This window comes from Devosia ginsengisoli, from assembly GCF_024707105.1.
Taxonomy (GTDB): Bacteria; Pseudomonadota; Alphaproteobacteria; order Rhizobiales; family Devosiaceae; genus Devosia; species Devosia ginsengisoli_A.
The window spans coordinates 301,685-323,326 of record NZ_JANQAJ010000009.1 but is presented as its reverse complement, the minus strand read 5'-3'; the positions used below and the strand labels follow the sequence as shown (position 1 = coordinate 323,326).

General features: G+C 64.5%; 18 protein-coding genes and 1 pseudogene. 8 read left to right on the top strand and 11 right to left on the bottom strand.

What is annotated here, in order from left to right:
- Positions 1–252: 252 nt before the first annotated feature.
- The 8 genes from NVV79_RS11455 to NVV79_RS11420 form a co-directional block, all read right to left on the bottom strand.
- Complete coding sequence (locus NVV79_RS11455; RefSeq protein WP_303989369.1) at positions 253–1,887, bottom strand: hypothetical protein; 1,635 nt, start codon at positions 1,885–1,887, stop codon at positions 253–255.
- Between the two features lie 167 nt (positions 1,888–2,054).
- Positions 2,055–3,128 (bottom strand): ABC transporter ATP-binding protein, encoded by a 1,074-nt coding sequence (locus NVV79_RS11450; RefSeq protein ID WP_303989367.1) that lies wholly within the window; start codon positions 3,126–3,128, stop codon positions 2,055–2,057.
- Between the two features lie 211 nt (positions 3,129–3,339).
- Positions 3,340–4,263, bottom strand: coding sequence for a carbohydrate ABC transporter permease (locus tag NVV79_RS11445; RefSeq protein ID WP_303989365.1), 924 nt, complete (start codon positions 4,261–4,263; stop codon positions 3,340–3,342).
- Between the two features lie 163 nt (positions 4,264–4,426).
- Positions 4,427–5,320 carry a carbohydrate ABC transporter permease gene (locus NVV79_RS11440; RefSeq protein ID WP_303989363.1) on the bottom strand — a complete coding sequence of 298 codons (894 nt, stop codon included), beginning with the start codon at positions 5,318–5,320 and terminating at the stop codon, positions 4,427–4,429.
- 127 nt (positions 5,321–5,447) lie between these two features.
- On the bottom strand, positions 5,448–6,749 hold the full coding sequence (locus tag NVV79_RS11435; protein ID WP_303989360.1) for an ABC transporter substrate-binding protein: 1,302 nt from the start codon (positions 6,747–6,749) through the stop codon (positions 5,448–5,450).
- Positions 6,750–6,928: 179 nt separating this feature from the next.
- Positions 6,929–7,771, bottom strand: coding sequence for a phytanoyl-CoA dioxygenase family protein (locus NVV79_RS11430; RefSeq protein WP_303989358.1), 843 nt, complete (start codon positions 7,769–7,771; stop codon positions 6,929–6,931).
- 585 nt (positions 7,772–8,356) lie between these two features.
- Positions 8,357–10,903, bottom strand: coding sequence for an ABC transporter permease (locus NVV79_RS11425; protein WP_303989356.1), 2,547 nt, complete (start codon positions 10,901–10,903; stop codon positions 8,357–8,359).
- A complete protein-coding gene (locus NVV79_RS11420) occupies positions 10,903–11,571 on the bottom strand; it encodes an ABC transporter ATP-binding protein (protein ID WP_303989353.1) in 669 nt (222 codons plus the stop codon). The genes NVV79_RS11425 and NVV79_RS11420 overlap by 1 nt, the downstream gene beginning before the upstream one ends.
- A gap of 259 nt (positions 11,572–11,830) precedes the next feature.
- Here NVV79_RS11420 and NVV79_RS11415 point away from each other — a divergent pair, with 259 nt between their 5' ends.
- Positions 11,831–12,304, top strand: coding sequence for a heme-binding beta-barrel domain-containing protein (locus tag NVV79_RS11415; RefSeq protein ID WP_303990384.1), 474 nt, complete (start codon positions 11,831–11,833; stop codon positions 12,302–12,304).
- Between the two features lie 342 nt (positions 12,305–12,646).
- On the opposite strand, the gene NVV79_RS11410 is transcribed toward NVV79_RS11415, so the two are convergent.
- Entirely contained in the window at positions 12,647–13,927 is a 1,281-nt protein-coding gene (locus NVV79_RS11410) for a Gfo/Idh/MocA family protein (protein WP_303989349.1), read from the bottom strand.
- A 226-nt stretch (positions 13,928–14,153) separates the two neighbouring features.
- Between NVV79_RS11410 and NVV79_RS11405 the strand changes: the two genes are divergently transcribed.
- Entirely contained in the window at positions 14,154–14,816 is a 663-nt protein-coding gene (locus NVV79_RS11405; RefSeq protein ID WP_303989347.1) for a GntR family transcriptional regulator, read from the top strand.
- A gap of 204 nt (positions 14,817–15,020) precedes the next feature.
- On the opposite strand, the gene NVV79_RS11400 is transcribed toward NVV79_RS11405, so the two are convergent.
- Positions 15,021–15,605, bottom strand: coding sequence for a TetR/AcrR family transcriptional regulator (locus NVV79_RS11400; protein WP_303989344.1), 585 nt, complete (start codon positions 15,603–15,605; stop codon positions 15,021–15,023).
- Positions 15,606–15,684: 79 nt separating this feature from the next.
- On the opposite strand from NVV79_RS11400, the gene NVV79_RS11395 reads away from it, so the two are divergent.
- Positions 15,685–16,095 (top strand): VOC family protein, encoded by a 411-nt coding sequence (locus NVV79_RS11395; protein ID WP_303989341.1) that lies wholly within the window; start codon positions 15,685–15,687, stop codon positions 16,093–16,095.
- Positions 16,096–16,177: 82 nt separating this feature from the next.
- Entirely contained in the window at positions 16,178–17,302 is a 1,125-nt protein-coding gene (locus NVV79_RS11390) for a Gfo/Idh/MocA family protein (protein WP_303989337.1), read from the top strand.
- Between the two features lie 151 nt (positions 17,303–17,453).
- Here NVV79_RS11390 and NVV79_RS11385 read toward each other — a convergent pair whose 3' ends face one another.
- On the bottom strand, positions 17,454–18,056 hold the full coding sequence (locus NVV79_RS11385) for a hypothetical protein (RefSeq protein ID WP_303989335.1): 603 nt from the start codon (positions 18,054–18,056) through the stop codon (positions 17,454–17,456).
- 114 nt (positions 18,057–18,170) lie between these two features.
- On the opposite strand from NVV79_RS11385, the gene NVV79_RS11380 reads away from it, so the two are divergent.
- The 4 genes and pseudogenes from NVV79_RS11380 (at position 18,171) to NVV79_RS11365 (ending at position 21,639) form a co-directional block, all read left to right on the top strand.
- Positions 18,171–18,626 carry an Rrf2 family transcriptional regulator gene (locus NVV79_RS11380; RefSeq protein ID WP_303989332.1) on the top strand — a complete coding sequence of 152 codons (456 nt, stop codon included), beginning with the start codon at positions 18,171–18,173 and terminating at the stop codon, positions 18,624–18,626.
- A pseudogene (locus NVV79_RS11375) lies at positions 18,619–19,510 on the top strand (NAD(P)/FAD-dependent oxidoreductase). The gene NVV79_RS11380 and the pseudogene NVV79_RS11375 overlap by 8 nt, the downstream one beginning before the upstream one ends.
- Positions 19,511–19,829: 319 nt before the next feature.
- Entirely contained in the window at positions 19,830–20,810 is a 981-nt protein-coding gene (gene mbfA / locus NVV79_RS11370; protein WP_303989329.1) for an iron exporter MbfA, read from the top strand.
- Positions 20,803–21,639 (top strand): alpha/beta fold hydrolase, encoded by an 837-nt coding sequence (locus NVV79_RS11365; protein WP_303989326.1) that lies wholly within the window; start codon positions 20,803–20,805, stop codon positions 21,637–21,639. The genes mbfA and NVV79_RS11365 overlap by 8 nt, the downstream gene beginning before the upstream one ends.
- Positions 21,640–21,642 lie beyond the last annotated feature (3 nt).

Here is a 21,642-nt window from a genome sequence, read left to right as displayed (position 1 = left end):
CTCCGATTGGCGGGTTTCGTCCCGGTCAATCGGGAGTCACGCGAGGGTCGAATTGGTTAGCAGACTGTTAGCACTGACGGAGGCGATTCGTGAAAGGCGTGGTGGTGTGAACCGGGTGTTTCAGTCGACTCCCTCTCCCTTTTGGGGAGGGATCGAGGGTGGGGGTGTCACACGCACCAGACTCGCGGAGAGAACCCCCACCCGGCCCCTTCGGGGCCACCCTCCCCACAAGGGGGAGGGAGGGGCTCCACTCTAGCCATAGCTTGGTGTCACCAAACTGGATTCGCGGGTGCTTGTGAGGGTGCCGTTTTGCAGCGTCACGACTTCGTTGGGGCCGATGGAGATCGGGATTGGGCCAGTAGGCGTTTCGATCGTGCCCGTCACTGATCGGGCGACCATGCCGATGAGGCTGTGCAGGTTGCCTTCGCGGGTGGCGACGAGGCGGGTGCCGTGGGGGAAGGTGAAGCGCTTTTCGCCGTCGCGGTAGATGGTGGCTGATATGCCGTCGTTGAGCAGCTCGAATGTGTGGCTGTCGACCTTGCGGCGATAGGCGGTGTGGTGGTCCTGGTATCTGTGGATGACTTCGCGGGGGACGAGGCCGGTGAACCAGAGCGTGCCGTCGGGGCGGGGGAGGATGCCGCAGAGGCGTTCGACCATGTCGAGGAGGCACAGGATCGCGGGGGAATAGCTTTCGGTGTAGCCGGGCGCGCCGGTGAAGGGGCTCAGGGTCTGGGGGAAGGTGTCCATGGCGAAGAGGGCGGCGAGGATCGGCATCTGCGCCCAGGTCAGTTCGACATGGCGGCCATGGTGCTCGAAGGCGTGGGCGGCGCGGATGATGGAGAGGAAATTGGACGGGCCGGACCAGGAGTTCTGGCCGAAATTGGGGTCGAAGCGCGGATCGTCCAGGGCGACTGACGTGAAGGGGTATTTGGCGAAGAATTTCGAAGTGTTCAGCAGGTAGCGGCTGAGGGCCTCGGCGAAGAAGGCGTCGTCGCCGATCTCGCAGGCGAGGACGCGGAGCAGGACATCGGCCTGGACGCGGACCAGATTGCCGTTGCGGTCGCGGTCGTAGAAGAAATGGTCGTCCGGGTCGTAGCAGTGGGCGAACAGGGCCTTGAGGCTCGACTGGGCCTTGTCGCGCCAGGGCTGGGGGTCTTCGCCCAGTTCGGCGGCGATGCGGGCGAGGTAGAGGCGCTGGCAGATGACATTGGCCGTGAGGTCCGGCGCGATGAAGGGCAGGACGGGGCTATCAGGGTCGCAGCGGGTCGGGTCATTGCCGAAGGGGCTGTCGGGGACGTGCCAGAAGCGGGCGGAAAGGTCGTGGCCGGTATCGTAGGTGCAGAAGGCCTCGACGGCGCCGGTGCCGCGCGTATCGCGGTATTGGGCCAGCCAGGCGTCGTAGCGGGCCATGGCGGCGTATAGGCGGGCGAGGAAGGTGCGGTCGCCGTTTAGGCAGTAGTGGTTCCAGACGGAGCGGGCGAGGGGGGTGACGAGCTGGATCTGGGCGAAGGCGGGGCCGGTCTGGGTGATCTTGTAGGGGATGAGGCCGTCTTCGCGCTGGTGGGTGGCGAAGGCGGCATAGGTTTCGGCGGCGATCGAGGGCAGGAAGCGGGCCATCAGCTCGGTATTGATGGTGCCGGTGCTTTCGAGCCAGCAGCCGTGATAGACGCCGCCTTCATGCAGGATGGGGCCGGTGACGTCGGTGGGCTTGATGCAGTCGAGGAGTTCGCTGACAGCCTGGTCGTAGCGGGCTTCTAGGCGGGGGGTGGAGGACGCGAAGGCGACGTCGGCGGACTGCCACTCAGCCAAAGCGGGGTGGTCGCGGCCGAGGCGGGTGGCGAGGTTGGTGGTGCGGAGGCGGGTGAGGAGGTCGGGCTGGCTGATCATGATTTATGTGTTCTCGGCGCGTTCAAACCCCCACCCTCATTCCCTCCCCACAAAGGGGAGGGAAGCCTGGCCGGTGGACGGGGCTACATTGGACCACTGGCGTTTGGCGTGCGCCTCCCTCCCCATGATGGGGAGGGAATGAGGGTGGGGTGACGGGAGCCACGGAATTACGCCTCGCCCGTCTTGGCGAGGCGCTGGCCTTCGGCGTCGAAATAGTGGGCGTCGTCGGGGTGGAGCGAGACGGTGAGTTTTTCGGCGTTCTGGTGGGTGGACTTGCCGGGGGCCTTGACCAGGATTGTCTGGCCGGTGTCGAGGCGGAGGTAGATGAAGACTTCCGAGCCGAGATATTCGACCAGGGTGATGGTGCCGGAGACGGTGAGGGGGCCCGAGGCGTCGATGGTGAGCTGTTCGGGGCGGAGGCCGATGGTGAGGGGGCCGGTGGCGGTGACGCCTGGGGGCAGCGTGATGCTGCCGAGGCCGGTTATGTCGGCCTTGCCATCGGCGGCGCTGGCCGTGAGCAGGTTCATGCGGGGGGAGCCGATGAAGCTGGCGACGAAGAGATTGCGCGGAAAGTTGTAGAGCTCGAAGGGGGTGCCGACCTGTTCGACATTGCCCTTGTTGAGCACGACGATGCGGGTCGCCATGGTCATGGCCTCGATCTGGTCGTGGGTGACGTAGATCATGGTGGTGCCGAGGCGCTGGTAGAGGCCGGCGAGTTCGACGCGCATCTGGACGCGGAGTTCGGCATCGAGATTGGAAAGCGGTTCGTCAAAGAGGAAAAGCTGGGGCTCGCGCACGATGGCGCGGCCGATGGCGACGCGCTGCTTCTGGCCACCGGAGAGCTGGCGCGGCTTGCGCTCCAGCAGTTCCTCGATCTGCAGGATGCGGGCGGCGTCGGCGACGCGGCGGGCGATTTCATCCTTGGGCATGCGGAGATTGCCCAGGCCGAAGGCGAGGTTCTTGCGCACGCTCATATGGGGGTAGAGCGCGTAGCTCTGGAAGACCATGGAGAGGTTGCGCTGGGAGGCGGGCAGGTCGTTCACGATGCGGTCGCCGATGGAAATGGTGCCGTCGGTGATGTCTTCGAGGCCGGCAATCATGCGGAGCAGGGTGGACTTGCCGCAGCCGGAGGGGCCGACCAGGACGAGGAATTCGCCGGAGCGGACGTCGAGATCGATACCGTGGATGACCTCGAAGCCGGAATAGGCCTTGCGGACTTCGCTGAGGGTGACTGAGGCCATTTCTACTCCGGTCGAACGTGCATTAGTGACACGACCTCGTCCTTCGACAGGCTCAGGATGAGGTCTACTGGGACATGGTGAGCTTGTCGTACCACGAGGGCGTGGCGAGATCGCAGACCCCTCATCCGCCCTTCGGGCACCCCGGATCGCGTCCGGGGCAGGCTCTTCTCCCGCAAGGGGAGAAGGGGGGCTCGGTGGTTGGGGCGCCTGCTCATTTCAGCCCGCTCATGGCTATGCCGCGGATGATGAGGCGCTGGAAGATGATGAAGAAGAGGAAGATGGGCAGGATGGAGAGGATCGACATGGCGAACATGGGGCCATACTGGCTGGCGCCGTCCTGGCTGAGGAACATGCGCAGGGCCAGGGGGACGGTATAGTCCTCGACCTTGTTTAGGTAGACGAGCGGGCCAAGGAAATCCTCCCAGGTCCAGATGAAGCTGAAGATGGCTGCCGTGGCCATGGCCGGCAGGCTCAAGGGCATGATGATGGCCCAGTAGATCTTGAAGGGCGAGCAGCCGTCGATCATGGCCGCTTCATCGAGTTCGCGGGGGAGCTGGCGGAAGAACTGGATCATGAGGAAAATGAAGAAGGCCTCGCCGGCGAGGAATTTGGGTACGATCAGGGGCAGGTAGGTGTTGACCCAGCCCAGGTTGAGGAAGAGCAGATATTGGGGGATGAGGACGACGTGGTAGGGCACCATCAGCGTCATCATCATCAGGGCGAACCAGATATTCTTGCCGGTAAATTCGAGGCGGGCAAAGGCATAGCCCGCGAAGGAGCAGGAGATGACATTGCCGATGACCGAGAGCACGGTCACCAGCGTCGAGTTGAGGAAGAAGCGGGTGAAACTGACCGAGAGGGCATTCCAGCCCTGGCCGTAATTGTCCCAATCGAAGGTCTGGGGCCAGAGCGAGAGGCTGCCGAAAATCTGGTTGTCGGGCTTGAAGGAGGCCGAGATCATCCAGATCAGCGGGTAGATCATGATGAGGGACGTCAGGATCAGGAAGATGTGCTTGAGGAGGCCGGCGCGTTTGGCGCGGCGGGCGCGAGCCTCGCGGTAGGCCCGGGCAAGGGCGGCGGTGTCGGTTGAGGCCGGCCTGGCGGCGATGGTGGTGGTGACGGGGTTTTCGGTCATTGGATGTCCCCATCGGTCCGGTGCGTGGGACTCACCCCCACCCTTGATCCCTCCCCACAAGGGGGAGGGAGACGATGAACACGGGCGTCAGCGCTGGCGCCTCCCTCCCCTTGATGGGGAGGGATTGAGGGTGGGGTGACGGGAGCCACAGAAGTCATCGTCATCACCCCCGCTCGTTTTCGTAGTGGACCCAGTATTTGCTGGTCCAGAAGGCGATGGCGGTGAAGGCGGCGATGATCAGGAGCAGCACCCAGGCGAGGGCGGAAGCGTAGCCCATGCGGAGATAGGAGAAGGCTTCGTCGTAGAGATAGACGGTGAAGAAGAGCAGGCTGTCGAGCGGGGCGCCGCTGCCGCCGGAAATGATGAAGGCGCCGGAGAAGCTCTTGAAGGCCTCGATCATCTGCAGGACCAGATTGAAGAAGATGACCGGGGCGAGCAGGGGCACGGTGATGGCGAAGAATTTGCGCACCGGGCCGGCCGCGTCGATCTCGGCGGCCTCGTAGAGTTCCTGCGGAATGGCGCGCAGGCCGGCGAGGAAGATCAGCATGGGCGAGCCGAACTGCCAGACCGCAAGGACGATGAGGGTCCAGAGCGAATATTTGGGATCGGCCAGCCAATAGGGGCCATCGAGACCGACAAGGCGCAGGGCGGAATTGACCACGCCGTCATAATTGAAGAGCTGGCGCCAGAGGATGGCGACGGCGATGGAGCCGCCCAGGATGGAAGGCAGGTAGAACAGGGCCCGATACCAGCCGATGGCGCGGATGCCCTTGTCGAGCGCCATGGCGACGCCGAGGGCGAAGATGAGCTTTGCCGGCACAGAGATGACGACGAAGGAGAAGGTGACCTGCAGGGCCTTCTTGAAGCGGTCGTCGAACTCGAACATGTAGATATAGTTGTCGAGGCCGATCCACTGGGGCGGACGGACGATGTTGTATTTGGTGAAGCTCAGCCAGAGCGAGGCCAGGATGGGGCCGATGGCGAGCAGGAAGAAGCCGATGAGCCAGGGCGCCAGGAAAGCATAGCCGGCGAAATTGCGTCGGAAGAATTTTTCCATGGCGTAAGGCCCTTCAGTAGTCCTCATGGTGAGCCTGTCGAACCATGAGGACGTGGCTGGATGGTGCCACGACCTCGTCCTTCGACAGGCTCAGGATGAGGTCTGTTGAGACCTCATCCGAAGTGTGTCAGGCCCGGGCCAAAATCGCCTTGGCCTGGGCCAGGAAGTCGGTGGCGACTTCGGGGATGGATTTTTCGCCCAGCAGGACGGACACCGCGACGCGCTCGAAGGTCTGTTCGACTTCGTTGCTGCCACTGGGGGGCGGGGGATCGAGAGGCGCCGTCTTGCCCTGGATGCCGGCGAAGAACTCGACCGAGAGGGCTTCGGCAGGCGAGAGGTTGGGCTGCAGGGCCTCGCGGACATCGACCTGGCTGGGAATGCCGCGTTCGAGGCCGAGAATGGCCGTGATGTCGAGGTCGTTGACGAAGGCGCTCATATAGGCGGTGGCGGCTTCGGGATCGACGCTGTCGCGGGTGAGGCAGATGAACTGGCTCGGCTGGACGATCGAGCCGGGGACCATGGCCGGCGTATTGGGGTACATGGCGACGCCGAGCGTGTCCTCCATCAGGCCCTGGGCGCCGACGAGCTGGTTGCTCCAAAGGTAGGACATGGCGGACTTGCCGGTGACGACGCCGAGCTGGCTGAGATCGGCCACGCCGGCCAGGCCCGCGGATTCCGGTCCCGGAGGGGTGGCGCCGGCATCGCGGATGGTCTGCCAGATGGACCAGTATTCCTCGACGATTTCCTGGGTGGCGCCATAGGTGCCGTCCGGGTTGAACATCTTGACGCCCTTCTGGGCGATGAAGTCGGAGAAGTTCTGGTAATCGGCGGTGTTGTCGTCGGTGCCGGGGACGCCGGTGGCTTCCTTGACCTGGGCGCCGATGCGGGCGAGGTCGTCATAGGTATAGCCATAGGGGTCGAAATCCTCGCCGGGGACGATGCCGGCTGCCTCGAAGAGGCGGGAATTGTAGATGGCCATGTGGGAATTGGCGCCGATGGAGAGGGCATAGAACTTGCCGTCCACGGTGCCGGCATCAATGGCCGACTGGTCGATCTTGCTGATATCGAGGCTGTTGCCGACATAGTCGTCGAGCGGGACGACGGCGCCATTGGCGATATATTCGAATAGCACGCCATAGCCCTGCTGGATCACGTCGGGCATGTTGCCGCCGGCGATCTGGGTGGTCAGCTTGGTGAAATAATCGTCAAAGCCGAGGGTTTCGCCTGACACGACCGTGCCGGGATTCTTGGAATTATAGAGGTCGATGACGGCGAAGGTGCGCCTGTCGCGCTCCGGGTTGCCCCACCAGAAGTGGCGGACCTGCTTGTCCTGGCCGAAGGCCTGGGGGCCGAGGGCCGAAAGCACGGCGACGGAGCCGGCGGCGGCGCCCGCCTTGGTCATGAAGGTTCTGCGATTCAGTCTGCTCATATGGTGTCCTCCCTGTTGAGCATTGCTGGCAGTGCTGCGGTTCCCTCCCCCTGCGCTGCCGACTTACGTACCTCTTTGCCTCCCGAAGGCTGATATCAGTGGCCGCGCCGGACCCGGGAGAGATGCCTGGAGACTGCCCGGCGCGGCAGCCTGCGGAGTGACAGGCTATGGGTTATCAGTCATGCGTTGGCCACCATGGGTGGCTGGTGCGGCATGACGATCTGGCGCTGGCGGGGCGTCAGCCGGGCGAGCAGTTCGGGGCTGGGCACGAAGCGGTGGCGGAAATAGCCCCAGCTCGGGCCGTAGCGATAGACGGTCATGCGGCGCTCGCCCGGATTCACGCGGCGGGCGGCGCCATGCATGATGGCATCGACGAAAATCAGTGCATCGCCGGCCTTGAGATGGACTTCCACGGCGCCGACCACACCATCGACCGAAGTCTGTTCGTCGCGCTTGTCGAGGGCGACGGTCTGGGGGTGGCGCAGGTTGGATTTGTGGCTGCCGGGAATGACCATGGTGGCGCCATCGCCGGGGCCGATATCGTTCAGCGCGATGAGGACATTGACCTGGCCGCAATGGAACTTGCCGGCATGGAAGCGGTATTGCGTGCGGATGGTGCCCATATGGCCGCCGGAATGCAGCCGCAGGGCCTGGCCGGGACCGCGAATGGTGGCGAAACATTCGTCGATGAAGGCAGGGCCGTGATGGCCGTCGAAATTCTCGGGGTCGTCGGCGCCGATGAAGTGGACGGCCTTGGCGAACCAGGAGGGGTGGTCGATCATCTTTTCCCAGACGGTGCCGGCTTCGTACATCTGCTGTAGCATGATGCCTTCCTGGCGGGCAGGATCGTTATGCAGGTAGACATGGCCGCGGAATTCACTGCCGACGAAGTCCTTGCAATCATCCAGGGTGGCGTTGCAGGCGGCGAGTTCTTCGGCGGAAAGGGCATTGGGGACGACGAGATAGCCGTTCAGATCGAACAGATAGCGTTCCATATCCGTGCATGGCTGCTGGTCGTTCATATTCGCCTCCCGCGTGCCCGGTTTCCGGGTCATCGTGCGGAGAAGCTGGGGTGAGGGTGAAGACCGTCCCGCCAACCGCGACCGCACGGTTGAGATCGATTTTGCGGGTCTCTCAGAAGGTCGATACGAGCATCGGTCCGTTGGTTGAACGGTCAGACCGAAGACATACCGCGTAGCTCACGCTTGACCACATACCCTGGCTGGGCCCGCGGGCCCATGACGTGTCTCCGGCCGATCCTGGGGGATTGTTCCCGCTCAGATGGCGCAAGATTGGCAAGCGCGGGGAGCGGCGTCAATCATAAAATTTGGGATGCGGAAATAATGATGGATGGGCAAGGGGTTAGGATGGAGGTTCTTCCATACAAGACGGAATTTGTTAGGGTTTTGGGATGATGAGCGCTGAAGCTGCAGTCGTCTCCCTCCCCTTGTGGGGAGGGATCAAGGGTGGGGGTGGTCTCTCAACCAGTGCGTATGTGGAGAGATACCCCCACCCTGCTCGATTCAACGGACTTAGCAAACGCTAAGTCCTATCTCGCTTCCCTCCCCACAAAGGGGGAGGGTGGGTTCCACTCTTGTGGAACCATCCTACAAATCCCGGAGCAGTCTCGCCGGTCGGGCCGAAGCCGCGCGCAAAATGGTCAGGGCGCCGAGCAGGGCGGTGATGGCTATGGCGACAGCCATGACGACGAGGAGGGCGTCGAGGTTGAGGGTGAAGTCGACATTGAGCATGACCATGCTGACCAGCCAGCCGAGGCCAATGCCGAGGAGGATGGCGGGGATGGCGGCGAGGAAGGCCAGGATCAGATATTGCGTGAAGGCGGTGGCCATGAGCTCGAAGCGGGTGGCGCCGAGGACCTTTGATATGACGGTATCGGCCTCGCGCTGACGGCGGCCGGTGGAGAGGCTGCCGACGAGGACGAGCAGGCCATTGCCGACGGCAAGGCCGCCGACCAGGACGGCGGCGAAGGAGAGCTGGCTCAGTGCGTCGGTGATCTGCTTGAGGGTATCGCCGATGGCGATGAAACGCAGGTCGGGGAAGTCGGCGGCGAGCTGGCGTTCGACGGCCTCCTCGCGGCCGGGTGCGGCCGTGACGGCGGCGAAGAGCGTGGTCGGATAGCTCTCGATGACGCCGGGGGAAAAGGTGGCGAGGAAGTCGATGCCGCCCTGCCAGGAGTAATCGCGGAAGGAGGCGATCGTGGTGGCGACCTCTTCGCCGAAAATGGTGAAGGTCAAGGTGTCGCCGAGATCGACGCCGAGGCCGGAGCGCAGGCTCTGGTGCAGGGAGACGAGGCCCGGGCCGGCATAGTCCGATGGCCACCATTCACCCGAGGTGACGCGGGAGGAGGCGGGCAGCTCGGCGCGGAAGGTGAGGGGCACTTCGCCGGCCAGCAGGAAAGTGGCTTCGGGGCCGTTGGTGCGGACGGTTTCGGCGGGCTGGCCGGCAATTTCGGTCAGGGCGCCGCGCAGCATGGGGGTGGCGACGAAGCGGACAATATCGGTGCCTTCGCCGGCAATGGCGGCGAGGGACTCGACTTCGTCCGGGAAGAGGTCGGAGGCGACCAGGGTCGGCACGTCGAAGGCCGAGGCGCCGAGGAATTCCTGGCGCAGATTGGCCTGCAGGACGAGGACGACGACGAGCATGGCCAGCGCCATGCCAGCCGAGACGACGACCGAAGCGGCATTCTGGCCGGAGCCGGAAATGGCGCGCAGAGCATGGCGCGGAATGCGGGCGCGCGGCTCGGGCAGGCGGGCGAGCGCGAGCTGGATGGCGCGGATGAAGAGTTGAAAGACCACGGCGGCGGCGGCGGCGGCGAGGCCGAAGGCGGCGACCAGCACGGCATCCCCGGTCATGAGCCAGGCGAGGAGGAAGAAGGCCAGGGCGGCGGCGATGAGCGGGACGACCTGCCAGGAGAGGAGGAGCGCGGCCCAATCGACCGGCGGGGCAGACAGGCCCTTGGAGCGGAACAGCAGGACCGGGCGAATGGTCTGGGCCTGCTGCAAAGGCAGATAGGCAAAGGCGAAGGCGGTGACGAGGCCTGCCGCAGCGGCCACGGCGAGGGCTTGGACATGGATGGTGGCGGCGAGGTCGATGCCCACGGCGCGGCCGATAATGGGCAGGACGGCGAAGGCCGCGCCGCCCCCGATGACGAGGCCAATGCCGACGCCGACCGCGGCGAGGGCGGCGACCTGGGCGAAGAAGTGGATGAAAATGCGCCCTCTCGTGGCGCCCATGGAGCGCAGGATGGCGATGACGCTGGCGCGCTCGGCGATATAGGCCTGCATGCCGGTCCAGACGCTGACCCCACCGATGAGCAGCGAGCCGAGGCCGACAATGACCAGGAAGCGCATGAAGAGATCGTAGTAGCGCACCATGTCGCCTAGCCCATCGCGGGCGGAGCGGACGGTCCAGCCGCTATCAGCGAAACCGGATTCGAGCGCGGCCTTGCCGGCTTCGGCATCCCGGTCATTGAGCAGGAGCTTGTAGCGGAACCAGGTGCCGAGGCCCGGCAAAGGCGAGGTGCGGTCGGAGACGGCGGCGAAGCCCTGGTCGGTGACCAGCGCGGTGAGGCCGAGGCGGAAGCCGCGCACCGGGCCGTCGGGCAGTTTGGTCAAGGTGCCGCGCACCTCGAAATCGGTGCCACCGAGGCGGAAGCTGTCGCCGATGGCGAGGCCAAGCTGATCGAGCAGGATGGGATCGAGCAAGGCGCCAGGCATATCGTCACTGGTGGCGAGGCGGTCGTAGAGCGAAGCACCGTCCGGCAGTTGCGGGCTCAGGACGCGGCCGAGCAGGGGGTAGGTGGGGCCGATGGCGGAAAGATCAACAAAGGCGTCGCCGGCGGGGGATTCGGCGCGCAGATTGGTATCCACAATGGTCGAGATGGTGCCGAAACCGGCCATGGTGGCCAGTTCGTCCGATGTGGCGAGGCGGTCGGCGCGGGAGAGTTCGACATCGCCGCCCATCAGTTCGGCAGCGCCGTCATCGATGGCGCGGGTGATGCTCGATCCGACGGAATTGACGCCCGAGATCAGCGCGGTACCGACGGCGAGGCACACCACGAGCAGCAGGAAGCGGCGCAGGTCGCCGCGCATATCGAGCAGGCCGATGCGGACGGCGCCCCAGAAGGCGCCCATCACTTTTGCCCCGTCGTTTCGGTCAATTCACCGGCTGTCATGGTGAAGACGCGGTCGGCGCGGGCGGCAAGGGCCGGGTCGTGGGTGATAAGCAGGACGGCGGTGCCCTGCTTGCGGGCGAGGTCGAACATCAGTTCGACGACGAGGGCGCCGGTCTTCTGGTCGAGATTGCCGGTGGGTTCGTCGGCCAGCAGGAGCGGCGGATTGGCGACCATGGCGCGGGCGAGGCCGACGCGCTGCTGCTCGCCACCCGACAAAGCCGAGGGGCGATGATCGAGCCGGTCGGCCAGGCCCACGGCGGCGAGGGCGGCGGCGGCCTTTTCACGGATCTGCGCCTGGGTGAGTTCGGGCGCGGCGATTTCAAGCGCGAGGCCCACATTGTCATGCGCGGCCAGCGAGGGAATGAGGTGGAAGCTCTGGAAGACGATGCCCAGCGTCTTGCGGCGGAAGCGGGCCAGGTCGTCTTCGTTGAGGGTGCCCAGCTCGGCGCCATTGACCGTGACCGTGCCTGACGTGGCGCGTTCGAGCCCCGCCAGCAGCATGAGCAGCGATGTCTTGCCGCTGCCCGAGGGGCCGACAATGGCGACGACCTCAGCCGGCGCGACGCGCAGGCTGACGCCCTTGAGGATGTGGAGCGGACGGCCGGCGACCTCCAGGCTATAGGTCACGTCCCTTGCATCAATGATCGGTGCGTCCGTAGTCACCCAGTCCCCCTTTTGGCGTCGATGAGCCCGACTGCCCATTGGCCGTGATTTGTAACGCCCAGTCAGTAGCGAAATCGTAACAACTGCGTCAGATGTGTCAGATTTCTATTGGCTTCGATATCTCTGCACTGGCAGACATAAACAGAATCTGATGTCACGGGGCAGCAGGAGGGTGCTTTTTGCGATGAAGACGTGGTGGGGAATAGGCGTCGTATTGTTGTCGATGTCATTCGGGGGGCTGGCGCCGGCACAGGCGGCCGGAGAAGTGGCCTTGCTCGAATCCTATATCGGCAACTGGCAGGGCGAGGGCGCGCTGGTGGGCGGGGACAGGCCCGAGCCGTTCCGCTGCCGACTGACCATCGCCAAGGGCAACCAGGCCAAGGTGAACTATACCGGGCGCTGCGCGCTGGTGAATGCGACGCTCTCGATCAGCGGCACCATCGCCTATAACGAGGACGCGAAGCGCTACGAGGCGGCGATGAGCTCCAATGCCGGGTTTACCGGGTTGGCCATCGGGCAGCAGCGGGCGGGGCAGATCAGCTTCGACCTCAAGGAACAGCAGAAGGACCGCGGCGGCAGCGATGTGCGCATCGGTTCGCGGATCTTGCTGGTCAACGGCAATATTACCGTGGACTTCGAGGTGGAGTTCAACAATTCGGGCAATGTGCTGACGGCGTCGGTGCCGTTCGCGCAGTAGGGGCTTCCGAGACTTTCGAGTGTGTGGCCCCACCACACCCTCGGTCCCTCCCCATCATGGGGAGGGAGGCGCATGGGCGCATTTCGAGTTTCATTCGATATCATCCTGCGCTGAGCGCCCTCCCTTCTCCCCTCGTGGAAGAAGGTGCCCGAAGGGCGGATGAGGAGGCGCCGAGTTTCCTGCCTGCATTGAATCATAGGTGAGCGCAGCCCCTTCGCCCGGAAATCCGCTGAACGCGAATTTCCACCCTCTCCCACGAGGGGAGAGGGGCAGAGGGCTCATGCATTCAACACTCCCCTTGTGGATGGGGAGACGTTTTGTGGGCGGGGTAAGTGTAGAGCCCTACAGCTTGACCAGCGTCTTCACATCCACCGGCAGGCCGGTGGCGAAGGACTGGTTGGCGGCGATGCCGGTCAGGATGGAGAGGGCGCCGTCGCGGTGGTTGGCGCCGTAGCCGGGGCGCGGGGTGGCGTTGCCGAAGATTTCCTCGAGCATGATCTTGTCGCCGCCGCCATGGCCGCCTTCGCCGGCCTTGATCGGGACGACGCGCGCTTCGCCATGCAGGGGGAAGTGATAGAGATCGACGCCCTTGGCGGCGCCTTCGGCTGTCGAGGTGGAGCCGGCATTGATGTAGGAGGTCTCGCGCACCATCAGTTCGAGCCGGCCGCCGGTGCCGTTGATGGCGACGTTGAAGCCTTCCCAGGGGGCATAGGCATAGAGCGAATAGGTCATGACCGCCTTGTTGCGGTAGCGGACCATGACATTCATCGTATCCTCGATGGAAATGCCGTCGCCGAAGACGTTCTGGTCGCGCTGGTAGCCGTCTTCCTTTTCGCCGTCCCAGTAGAGGCCCTTCTGCACGGGGTTGGCGGTCAGGTCGATGGCGAAGTGGTCGTTCTTGGCGGCCTCGACGCCGGTGGTACGCGTATAGGGCGTGAAGACGCCGCGCTCCTCGGCATTGGCGCGGCCGTAGAATTTGAGGTCGCCCATGGCGAAGACCGTGTCGGGCTGGCTGCCGAGCCAGAAATTGACCAGGTCGAAATGGTGCGTGGACTTGTGGACCATGAGGCCGCCGGAATTGCGCTTGTCGCGGTGCCAGCGGCGGAAATAGTCGGCGCCGTGGCGGGTATCGAGCAGCCATTCGAAATGCACCGAGGTGGGGGTGCCGATGGCGCCTGACGCGACAAGCTCGCGCAGGGCGGAATTGTGCGGGGCGTAGCGGTAATTGAAGGTGACGCGGACCTGCTTGCCGGTGCGTTCGACGGCGTCGAGGATGGCCTGGCACTTTTCGGGATCGGTGGTCATCGGCTTTTCGGTGATGACGTCGCAACCGGCTTCGAGCGCGGCAATGATGTATTTGTGATGCGTGCGATCGATGGAGGTGACGATGACCGTGTCGGGTTTCGTTTCGGCAATCATGGCGGCGAAATCGGCGGCCTTGTAGGTCGGGACCGGCTGGCCGGACAGTTCCTGCTCGATGACCCGGTTGGTGTAGTCCATGCGCACCTGATTGGTGTCGCAGAGCGCGACGAGACGGGAATGTTCACGATGCGGCCCCAGGATGGCCTGATAGAACATCCGTGCCCGACCCCCTGTTCCCACGAGCGCGTAGGTCTTGGCCATTCGATCTTTCTCCGGTCTCGATGCAATAGCGCGCCCATGGACGAGCGCCGAGAATGCATCTACCATACAAGATTAGCGGAAGGCACTATTTTCTTTCGGTCACCGCATCAAGGGGTGGCGGCCGGGGCTTCCGGGGCAGATTCCTGTGGAAGTTGGCAAACTACAGGATCAGTCGAACAGATATCCGGCACATGGTCGGGGAGGGGAATCAGGAGAAGTGGCCAGCGTGCTCGAAGCGAGTGAGGAGACCATGGCGCTGCGCGTCGTCGGCGCGCTGCGCGACGATATCGTGACCATGGCGCTGAAGCCCGGCGACGTGATTTCCGAGAGCGATATTGCCGGCCGCTATGGCGTGTCGCGGCAGCCCGTGCGCGAGGCCTTCATCCGGCTGGCGCAGCAGGGATTGCTGCTGATCCGGCCCAAGCGGGCCACGGTGGTCAAGAAAATCTCGCCCGAGGGCGTGCGGCAGAGCCGGTTCATCCGGGAGAGCATCGAGGTCGAGATCATCCGCCGGGTGGCGAGCCATCCGGGCGAGGCCAAGGCGGTGCTGGGCGAACTCATTGCCGAGCAGGAAGCGGCGTCGAATGCCAATGACAGCCGGCGCTTCCATACGCTGGACGAGCTGTTCCACCGCACGCTGGCGCGGCTGGCGGGGGTGGAATATGCGTGGCAACTGATCGACGACCACAAGATGCAGCTCGACCGGGTGCGCTACCTGACGCTGGGCGTGTCGTCGTCGCAGGTGGCGATCAGCGAGCACAAGGCGATTGCCGCGGCGGTGGCTGATGGCGATGTGGCGGGTGCGGAGGCGGCGATGCGGAGCCATCTGGCGCGGGCCGAAGTGTTGCTGACGCAGACGATCGACGATCATCCCGATTATTTCGAATAGGTGATGCCGACGTAAGGGCGATGCCGTTGCTTCCCGTAGGTGAGGCTTGCCTCGGTTCTGTGGCTCCCGTCACCCCACCCTCAATCCCTCCCCATCGAGGGGAGGAAGGCGCCGGCTGAAGCGCTGGTGTTCATCGTCTCCCTCCCCCTTGTGGGGAGGGATCAAGGGTGGGGGTGGGCCGAACGCGCCGGCGATAGGTGCACGCTAGGCCCTCAACCCTTCCACCATGGCGGCCATCGCCTGCTGGAATTCTGCCTGTCGCTCCACCGGAGCCAGTGCGGCGCGGTCGAAGAGGGCGCCGAAGAGTTGCGCCAGGGGCTCGACGGGGAGGCGGCGGATGGCGCCGGCATCCATGGCGTCGCGCAGGCCGCAGACCAGGGTTTCCAAGCCATGGCGCGCGTCGATCTCGTCCAAAGCGGCGCGGCCGAGCACGGCGGGGGCATCTACCAGCAGGATGCGGCGCCGGCCCTCGTCGCGCATGGCGGCGAAAAAGGCGTTGCCGCCAGCCAGCAGGGCGGCAACCGGATCGGTCGGCATGGCGTCGCCGGCGGCTTCGATGCCCTGGGCTACGGCGGCGTGTTCGGCCTCGACCACAGCGGCGAAGAGGGCCGTCTTGTCGGCGAAGTGGTGGTAGAGCGCGCCGCGCGTCACCCCGGCCGCGGCCACGATATCGGGCGTGCCGGTTTCGGCAAAACCGCGCTCGGCAAAGAGCTTTCGCGCTGCCGTCAGGAGCAGGCCCCGCGTCTCGGCGCGACGCTCGGCCTGGGTTCGTCTCGATTCTACTTGCATACATACAGCCTGTATGTTAATTCAAGATACATACATGCAGTTTGTATCTTGAATGTGAGCGCGAAACAAGGAGTTTCCCATGCAGACCAGCAGCCTTTATCCCCTCATCCAGGTCGGTGACGTCGAGGCCACGGCCCGGTTCTACGAAACCATTCTGGGCTTCACCCGCATCTTTTCGAGCGACTGGTATGTGCAGTTGCGCGCCGCCTCGGAGCATCCGTTCGAGATTGCGCTGATCCACCAGGACCACGACTCGATTCCGGAGGCGGCGCGCGGCCCCAGCCGGAATGTGATCCTGAGTTTTTATGTGGAGGATGCCGCGGCCGAATATGCCCGGCTTTCGGGTGGGACGCTGGCCATTGCCCAGCCCTTACGCGACGAAGTCTTCGGCCAGCGCCACTTCATTGCCAGCGATCCCAATGGCATCCTGCTCGACATCATCACGCCGATCGAGCCCGATCCGGCATGGTTGGCGGCAAATTCTGCGTGATCCAAATAAATTGGCCTGACCGGCTGGTGCGGCGCGATTCTCCTCGCTAGTTTGCAGTACGTACGTCAGGGAGGATCGCGCTGTGACCACCAAGCGCCTCGGTGTCGGCTTCATCGGCACCGGCAACATTTCGTCGGCCTATCTCAGGGCCATGCTGGGCCACGAGGCCATGGCCGGCTTCCCCGTTCTCGATATCAAGGGCCTGGCCGATATGCGCCCCGAGGCTGCGCAGGCGCGGGCCGGTGAATTCGGACTCCAGGCCATGAGCATCGACGAGATGCTTGGCAGTTCCGAGATCCAGCTCATCGTCAACCTGACCATTCCGCGGGCGCATGTCGATGTGGGGCTCAAGGCGCTGGCCGCGGGCAAGCATGTCTATTCCGAAAAGCCGCTCGGCATCACCTATGCCGAAGGGCGCAAGCTGCTCGATGCCGCCAACAAGGCGGGCCTGCGCATCGGCTCGGCGCCCGATACGTTCCTGGGCGGATCGCACCAGCAGGCGCGGGCGGTGGTGGATAGCGGCGTGCTCGGGCAGTTGGTCGGTGGCACCGGCTTCTTCCAGTGCCCCGGCCATGAAGCCTGGCACCCCGATCCGGCCTTCTACTATGATATCGGGGGCGGGCCGGTGCTCGATATGGGGCCCTATTACATCACCGACCTCGTGAACCTGCTCGGGCCGGTGGCGCGCGTTTCGGCCATGAGTTCGCGGCTGCGCAACCAGCGCCCGGTATTGTCCGAGCCCAAGAAGGGGCAGGTGATGGATGTGCATGTCGATACCCATGCCACCGCTTCGCTGGGCTTTGCCAATGGCGCCATCGTGCAGGTCACGCTGTCATTCGATGTGCCGGCGCACAAGCATGTGCCGCTCGAACTCTATGGCACCGAAGCCAGCCTGATCGTGCCCGATCCGAACTTCTTCGGCGGGGATGTGGAAATCCGCAAGCGCGGCAAGGACGAGGAATGGACCAAGGTTGAGGTGACCCAGCCCTATGCGGATGGCAATTACCGCTCGCTCGGGGTGGCCGACATGGCGCAGGGCATTCTCGACAATCGGCCGCACCGCGCCAATGGCGATCTGGCGCTGCATGTGCTCGAGGTGATGGAGGCGTTTGCCACGGCTTCGGCCGAGGGGCGGACCGTGGATATCAAGACGCCGGTGACGCGGCCGGAGCCGCTGGCGACGTCATTGCGGGATGGGCGGATTTAGGGTTTTCGTTGGATACCCCCTCTAGCCTCCCCCTGATAGGGGAGGAACAGATCGGGGGCTTGGCGCGATGTTGCCCTGCCCCTGCGCAGGACCCCTCATCCGCCCTTCGGGCACCTTCTCCCGCAAGGGGAGAAGGGAAGAAAGAGATGCCTCACCACCGCCAGGAGAGGCCGGCGGCGTCTTCGGAGTTCATGTGGAGGGTGACTTCGACGTCGCGGGTTTCGTCGTGGACGCCATCGACATATTGGCGCTGCAGCAGGGTGATCTGCTCGTAGTCGGGGTCGGAGCGCAGGTAGAGGTAATCGAAGCAGTTCTGGATGTCGCCGGCGCGGATGGCGTAGATGTCGGATTTGAGGTCCCAGAGCAGGCGGCCGTCGATGGTGCTGCCATCGCTGCGGCGCGTGGCGCGGACGCTGGGCACCCAGTCGTGATCGGTTTCGCAGATATAGCGGTCGTCCTCGAATACGCCCTGGTCGGTGAAGACGATATTGGTATCGGCATCCCAGGCATTGCCGATTTCGAAAGTGGCGCCGGTATCGGTGACGTCGAGATAGATGTCGGTCCAGGCGCAGGTGTGGTCCTGGTTGAGGTAGCACCATTGCGCGCTGGAGCGCATCAGCGTGGCGACGTCATTGATAGCGACGAGCTTGCCGGATTTGTGCCGGTCGATGATGGCCTGGGTATCGGCGTCGAAGGCCAAGGCGGCCGAGCCGGTTGCCATTGTGATCAGCATGGCAGCAAGCAGCGTCTTCATATTCATCCTCCCGGTCGACCGCAGATGGGGCCAACATAGCATCCCGTCCGTGCGGCGAAAGCGCGAAGCAGGATCAGGGTTGACAAGCTCGAGCAATGTAACAATAAAAGTTACATGAAACGTTCCAGCCGCCTTTCGCTCGCCCTTCATGCGCTCGTCCATCTGCACAAGCAGCCGGAGGAGGCGATCACATCAACCACCCTTGCCCAATGCCTGATGACCAATCCGGTCGTGGTGCGCCGGGTGCTGGGCACATTGCGCGAGGCCGGCATCGTCGCGGCCAGCAAGGGACATGATGGCGGCTGGCGCCTGTTGCGGCCCGCCGCCGAGATCAGCCTGCGCCAGGTCTATGCCGCCATGGGGGAGAGCCTGCTGATCCGCACCGAAAGCGATCCGGGCGATATCCAGTGTGGCATCGTCCGCACGGTCAATTCGGTGATGGGCGACTTCCTGGCCGATGCCGAAGCGCTGCTGGCGGCGCGGCTGGAGCGGGTGTCGCTCGACGATATCGCGCGGCAGGCCACGCCCAATCCCCTTCATCCACATCACGGAGCCCATCATCATGGATGACGTCATCATCATCGGCGGCAGCTTTGCCGGCCTGGCCGGTGCCTTGCAGCTCGGCCGCGCCCGGCGCAAGGTCACGGTGCTCGATACCGGATTGCCGCGTAATCGCTTTGCCGGGCATTCGCATGGCCTGCTCGGGCATGACCACAAGCCGCCGCTGGACATCCTGGCGCAGGCGCGCCAGCAGTTGGCGCGCTATCCCACGGTCAAGCTGGTCAAGGCCCGAGCCGACAGCGTCAGCGGGGCGCTGGACGATTTTTCGGTACTGACTGATGACGGGGAAAGCCTCGGGGCGCGTCGCCTGCTGCTCAGCTATGGGGTGAGCGACCAGATGCCCGACATACCGGGCTTTGCCGAATGCTGGGGCAAGTCCATCGTGCCGTGCCCCTATTGCGACGGGTTCGAAGTGGCGGGGCAGCATTGGGGGGCTGGTCTATGGCGGGCCGCAGAGTCTGCATGCGGTGTCGCTGTTTCATGACTGGACCGACCGGCTGACGCTGTTTGCCGATGGGCATGAGATTTCCGCCGACGAGCGGGCGGACCTGGCGCGCCGCAATGTGCCTGTTGTCGATGGCAGGATCAGCGAAATTGCCCATGTGGAGGGGCGGCTTTCCAGCGTCAATCTCGATACGGGCAGGGCCGTGGCGGTGGATGTGTTGTTTGCCCGTCCACGTAACCGGCCCTCGGCGAACCTCCATGAGGCTCTGGGGCTGGAGGTGGTGGATACGCCTGTCGGCATTGCGCTCAAGGTGGATGACCGACGCGAGACCAGCGTGAAGGGCATTTATGCGGCGGGAGACCTGGCCAATCCGATGGCGTCGGTGACGCTGGCGAGTTCGCATGGGGCGATGGCGGCGATCTTTGCACAGCAGTCGATGCTGGTTTAGTTGCCTTCCTCCTCCTCGCGGAGCGTGTGACTTTGGATGCATGAGGCGGTCCGACCCTCTCCCCTTGTGGGAGAGGGTGGAAATCCGCGTTCAGCGGATTTCCGGGTGAGGGGGCTGCGCTCTGTCATGCTTCAACGCCAGCGGATAACTCGGCGCCCCCTCATCCGCCCTTTCGGGCACCTTCTCCCACGAGGGGAGAAGGGAAAGAGCCCGGACATCCGGCTGGGGTTCGCCAACCCCTTCTTGCATCACGCACTCTTGCCAACACATTAGAATGGTTCTAATAATTGTTTAGAACCATTCCAAAGTGTGAAGCGCCATGTTTTCTCTCCGCCCCGATGCCCGCCGCGCCTTTTCTTCCCTGTCCGAGCGGGAAATCCTGTCGCTGGCGGTGGCGGCCGAGGAGGAGGATGGGCGCATCTATTCCGAATTTGCCACGCGGCTGGCCGAGACCTATCCCGGCTCGGCGGCCTTATTCGAAGCCATGGCGGCCGAGGAGGACGAGCATCGGCGGCGGCTGCTCGATCTTTATGTCGAGCGTTTTGGCAAGCGGCTGGTGCCCATTCGGCGCGAGCATGTGCGCGGTTTCGTGCCGCGCAAGCCGCTGTGGCTGATGAAGACGCTGACGCTCGAAGCGGTGCGCCAGCAGGTGTGGGAGATGGAGGAGGGGGCCTATCGCTTCTATATGGAAGCGGCCAAGCAGGCCACCGATGCCGGTATCCGCAAGCTGCTCGGTGACCTCGCGGCGCAGGAGCGCAAGCATGCCGATGCCGCCGACAAGATCGATGCCAGGGTGCTTGGGGCCGAGGGGCGTGACAGCGAATCCACCGAGGCGCATCGGCAATTCGTGCTGACCTATGTGCAGCCGGGGCTGGCCGGGCTGATGGATGGTTCGGTGTCGACGCTGGCCCCGGTATTTGCCGCGGCCTTTGCCACGGGCGATACGCACCAGACATTCCTGGTCGGGCTCGCCGCGGCGATCGGCGCCGGCATTTCCATGGGCTTTACCGAAGCGGCTTCCGACGACGGCAAGCTGACCGGGCGCGGCTCGCCCATCAAGCGGGGACTGGCCGCCGGCATCATGACGGCGATTGGCGGGCTGGGCCATGCGCTGCCCTATCTCATCGCCGACTTCACCACCGCCACCACGGTTGCCATCGCCATTGTTCTCGTGGAACTGTGGGCCATTGCCTTTATCCAGAACCGCTACATGCAGACGCCATTCTGGCGGGCCGTGTTGCAGGTGGTGCTGGGGGGCTCACTGGTTTTCGCGGCGGGAATTCTCATCGGCAATGCATGATCTTCAGGGCGCGTCCGGGACGCAGCACCGTTTCGCAGCGGGTGACGGCACCAGCCTGGCCTATCGGGCATTCGGCGAGCGCGGCGCTCCGGTAGTGGTGCTGTGTCATGGACTGGGCGCCAATGGCCGCCAGTTCCTGGCCGATGCGGCTTTCTTCGCCGGCCAGGGTTTTCGGGTGCTGGTGCCGGACCTGCGGGGGCACGGATTGTCGGCGGCGCCGACGGGGTATCCCGCGGAGGGGTTCACTATTGCCGTGATGGCTGATGATCTGGTGGCGCTGCTCGATCATGCCGGGGCCGAGCGCGTGCATTGGGTGGGCAATTCGCTGGGCGGCATCCTGGCGCTGCATATGCTCGCGGACCATGGCGCGCGCTTTGCCACGTTCAGCACCTTCGGCACGTCCTGGTCGCTCGACCTGCCGGCCATATCCGGTCCGGCCGTGACGCTGCTCTATCGGCTGTTCGGGGCCAGCCTGCTGGCGCGGATGACGGCGGCGGGCACGACGCGAAATAGCCCCGCCCGGCCGCTGGTGGCCGATATGCTGGCCGGTTTCGATCCGAAGGTGGGGAGGGTCATCTCCGATCAGGTGCGCCGCTACGATTTCACTGCCAATGCGCTGGCTTTTGTCGGACCCATGCTGGTGCTGGTGGGTGGGCGTGACAGCGCGGTCAATCGCCGGCTGCGGCCGACGCTGGCGCGGGTCGGGTCGCGGCCGAATCTGAGCGTGGTCGAATTGCCCGAAGGCGGACATATGGCCAATCTGGACGCCACCGACGCGTTGCGGGCCGCGCTGCTGCAATTCTGGGCGGCCAATCCGGCAATCTCGTAGCCG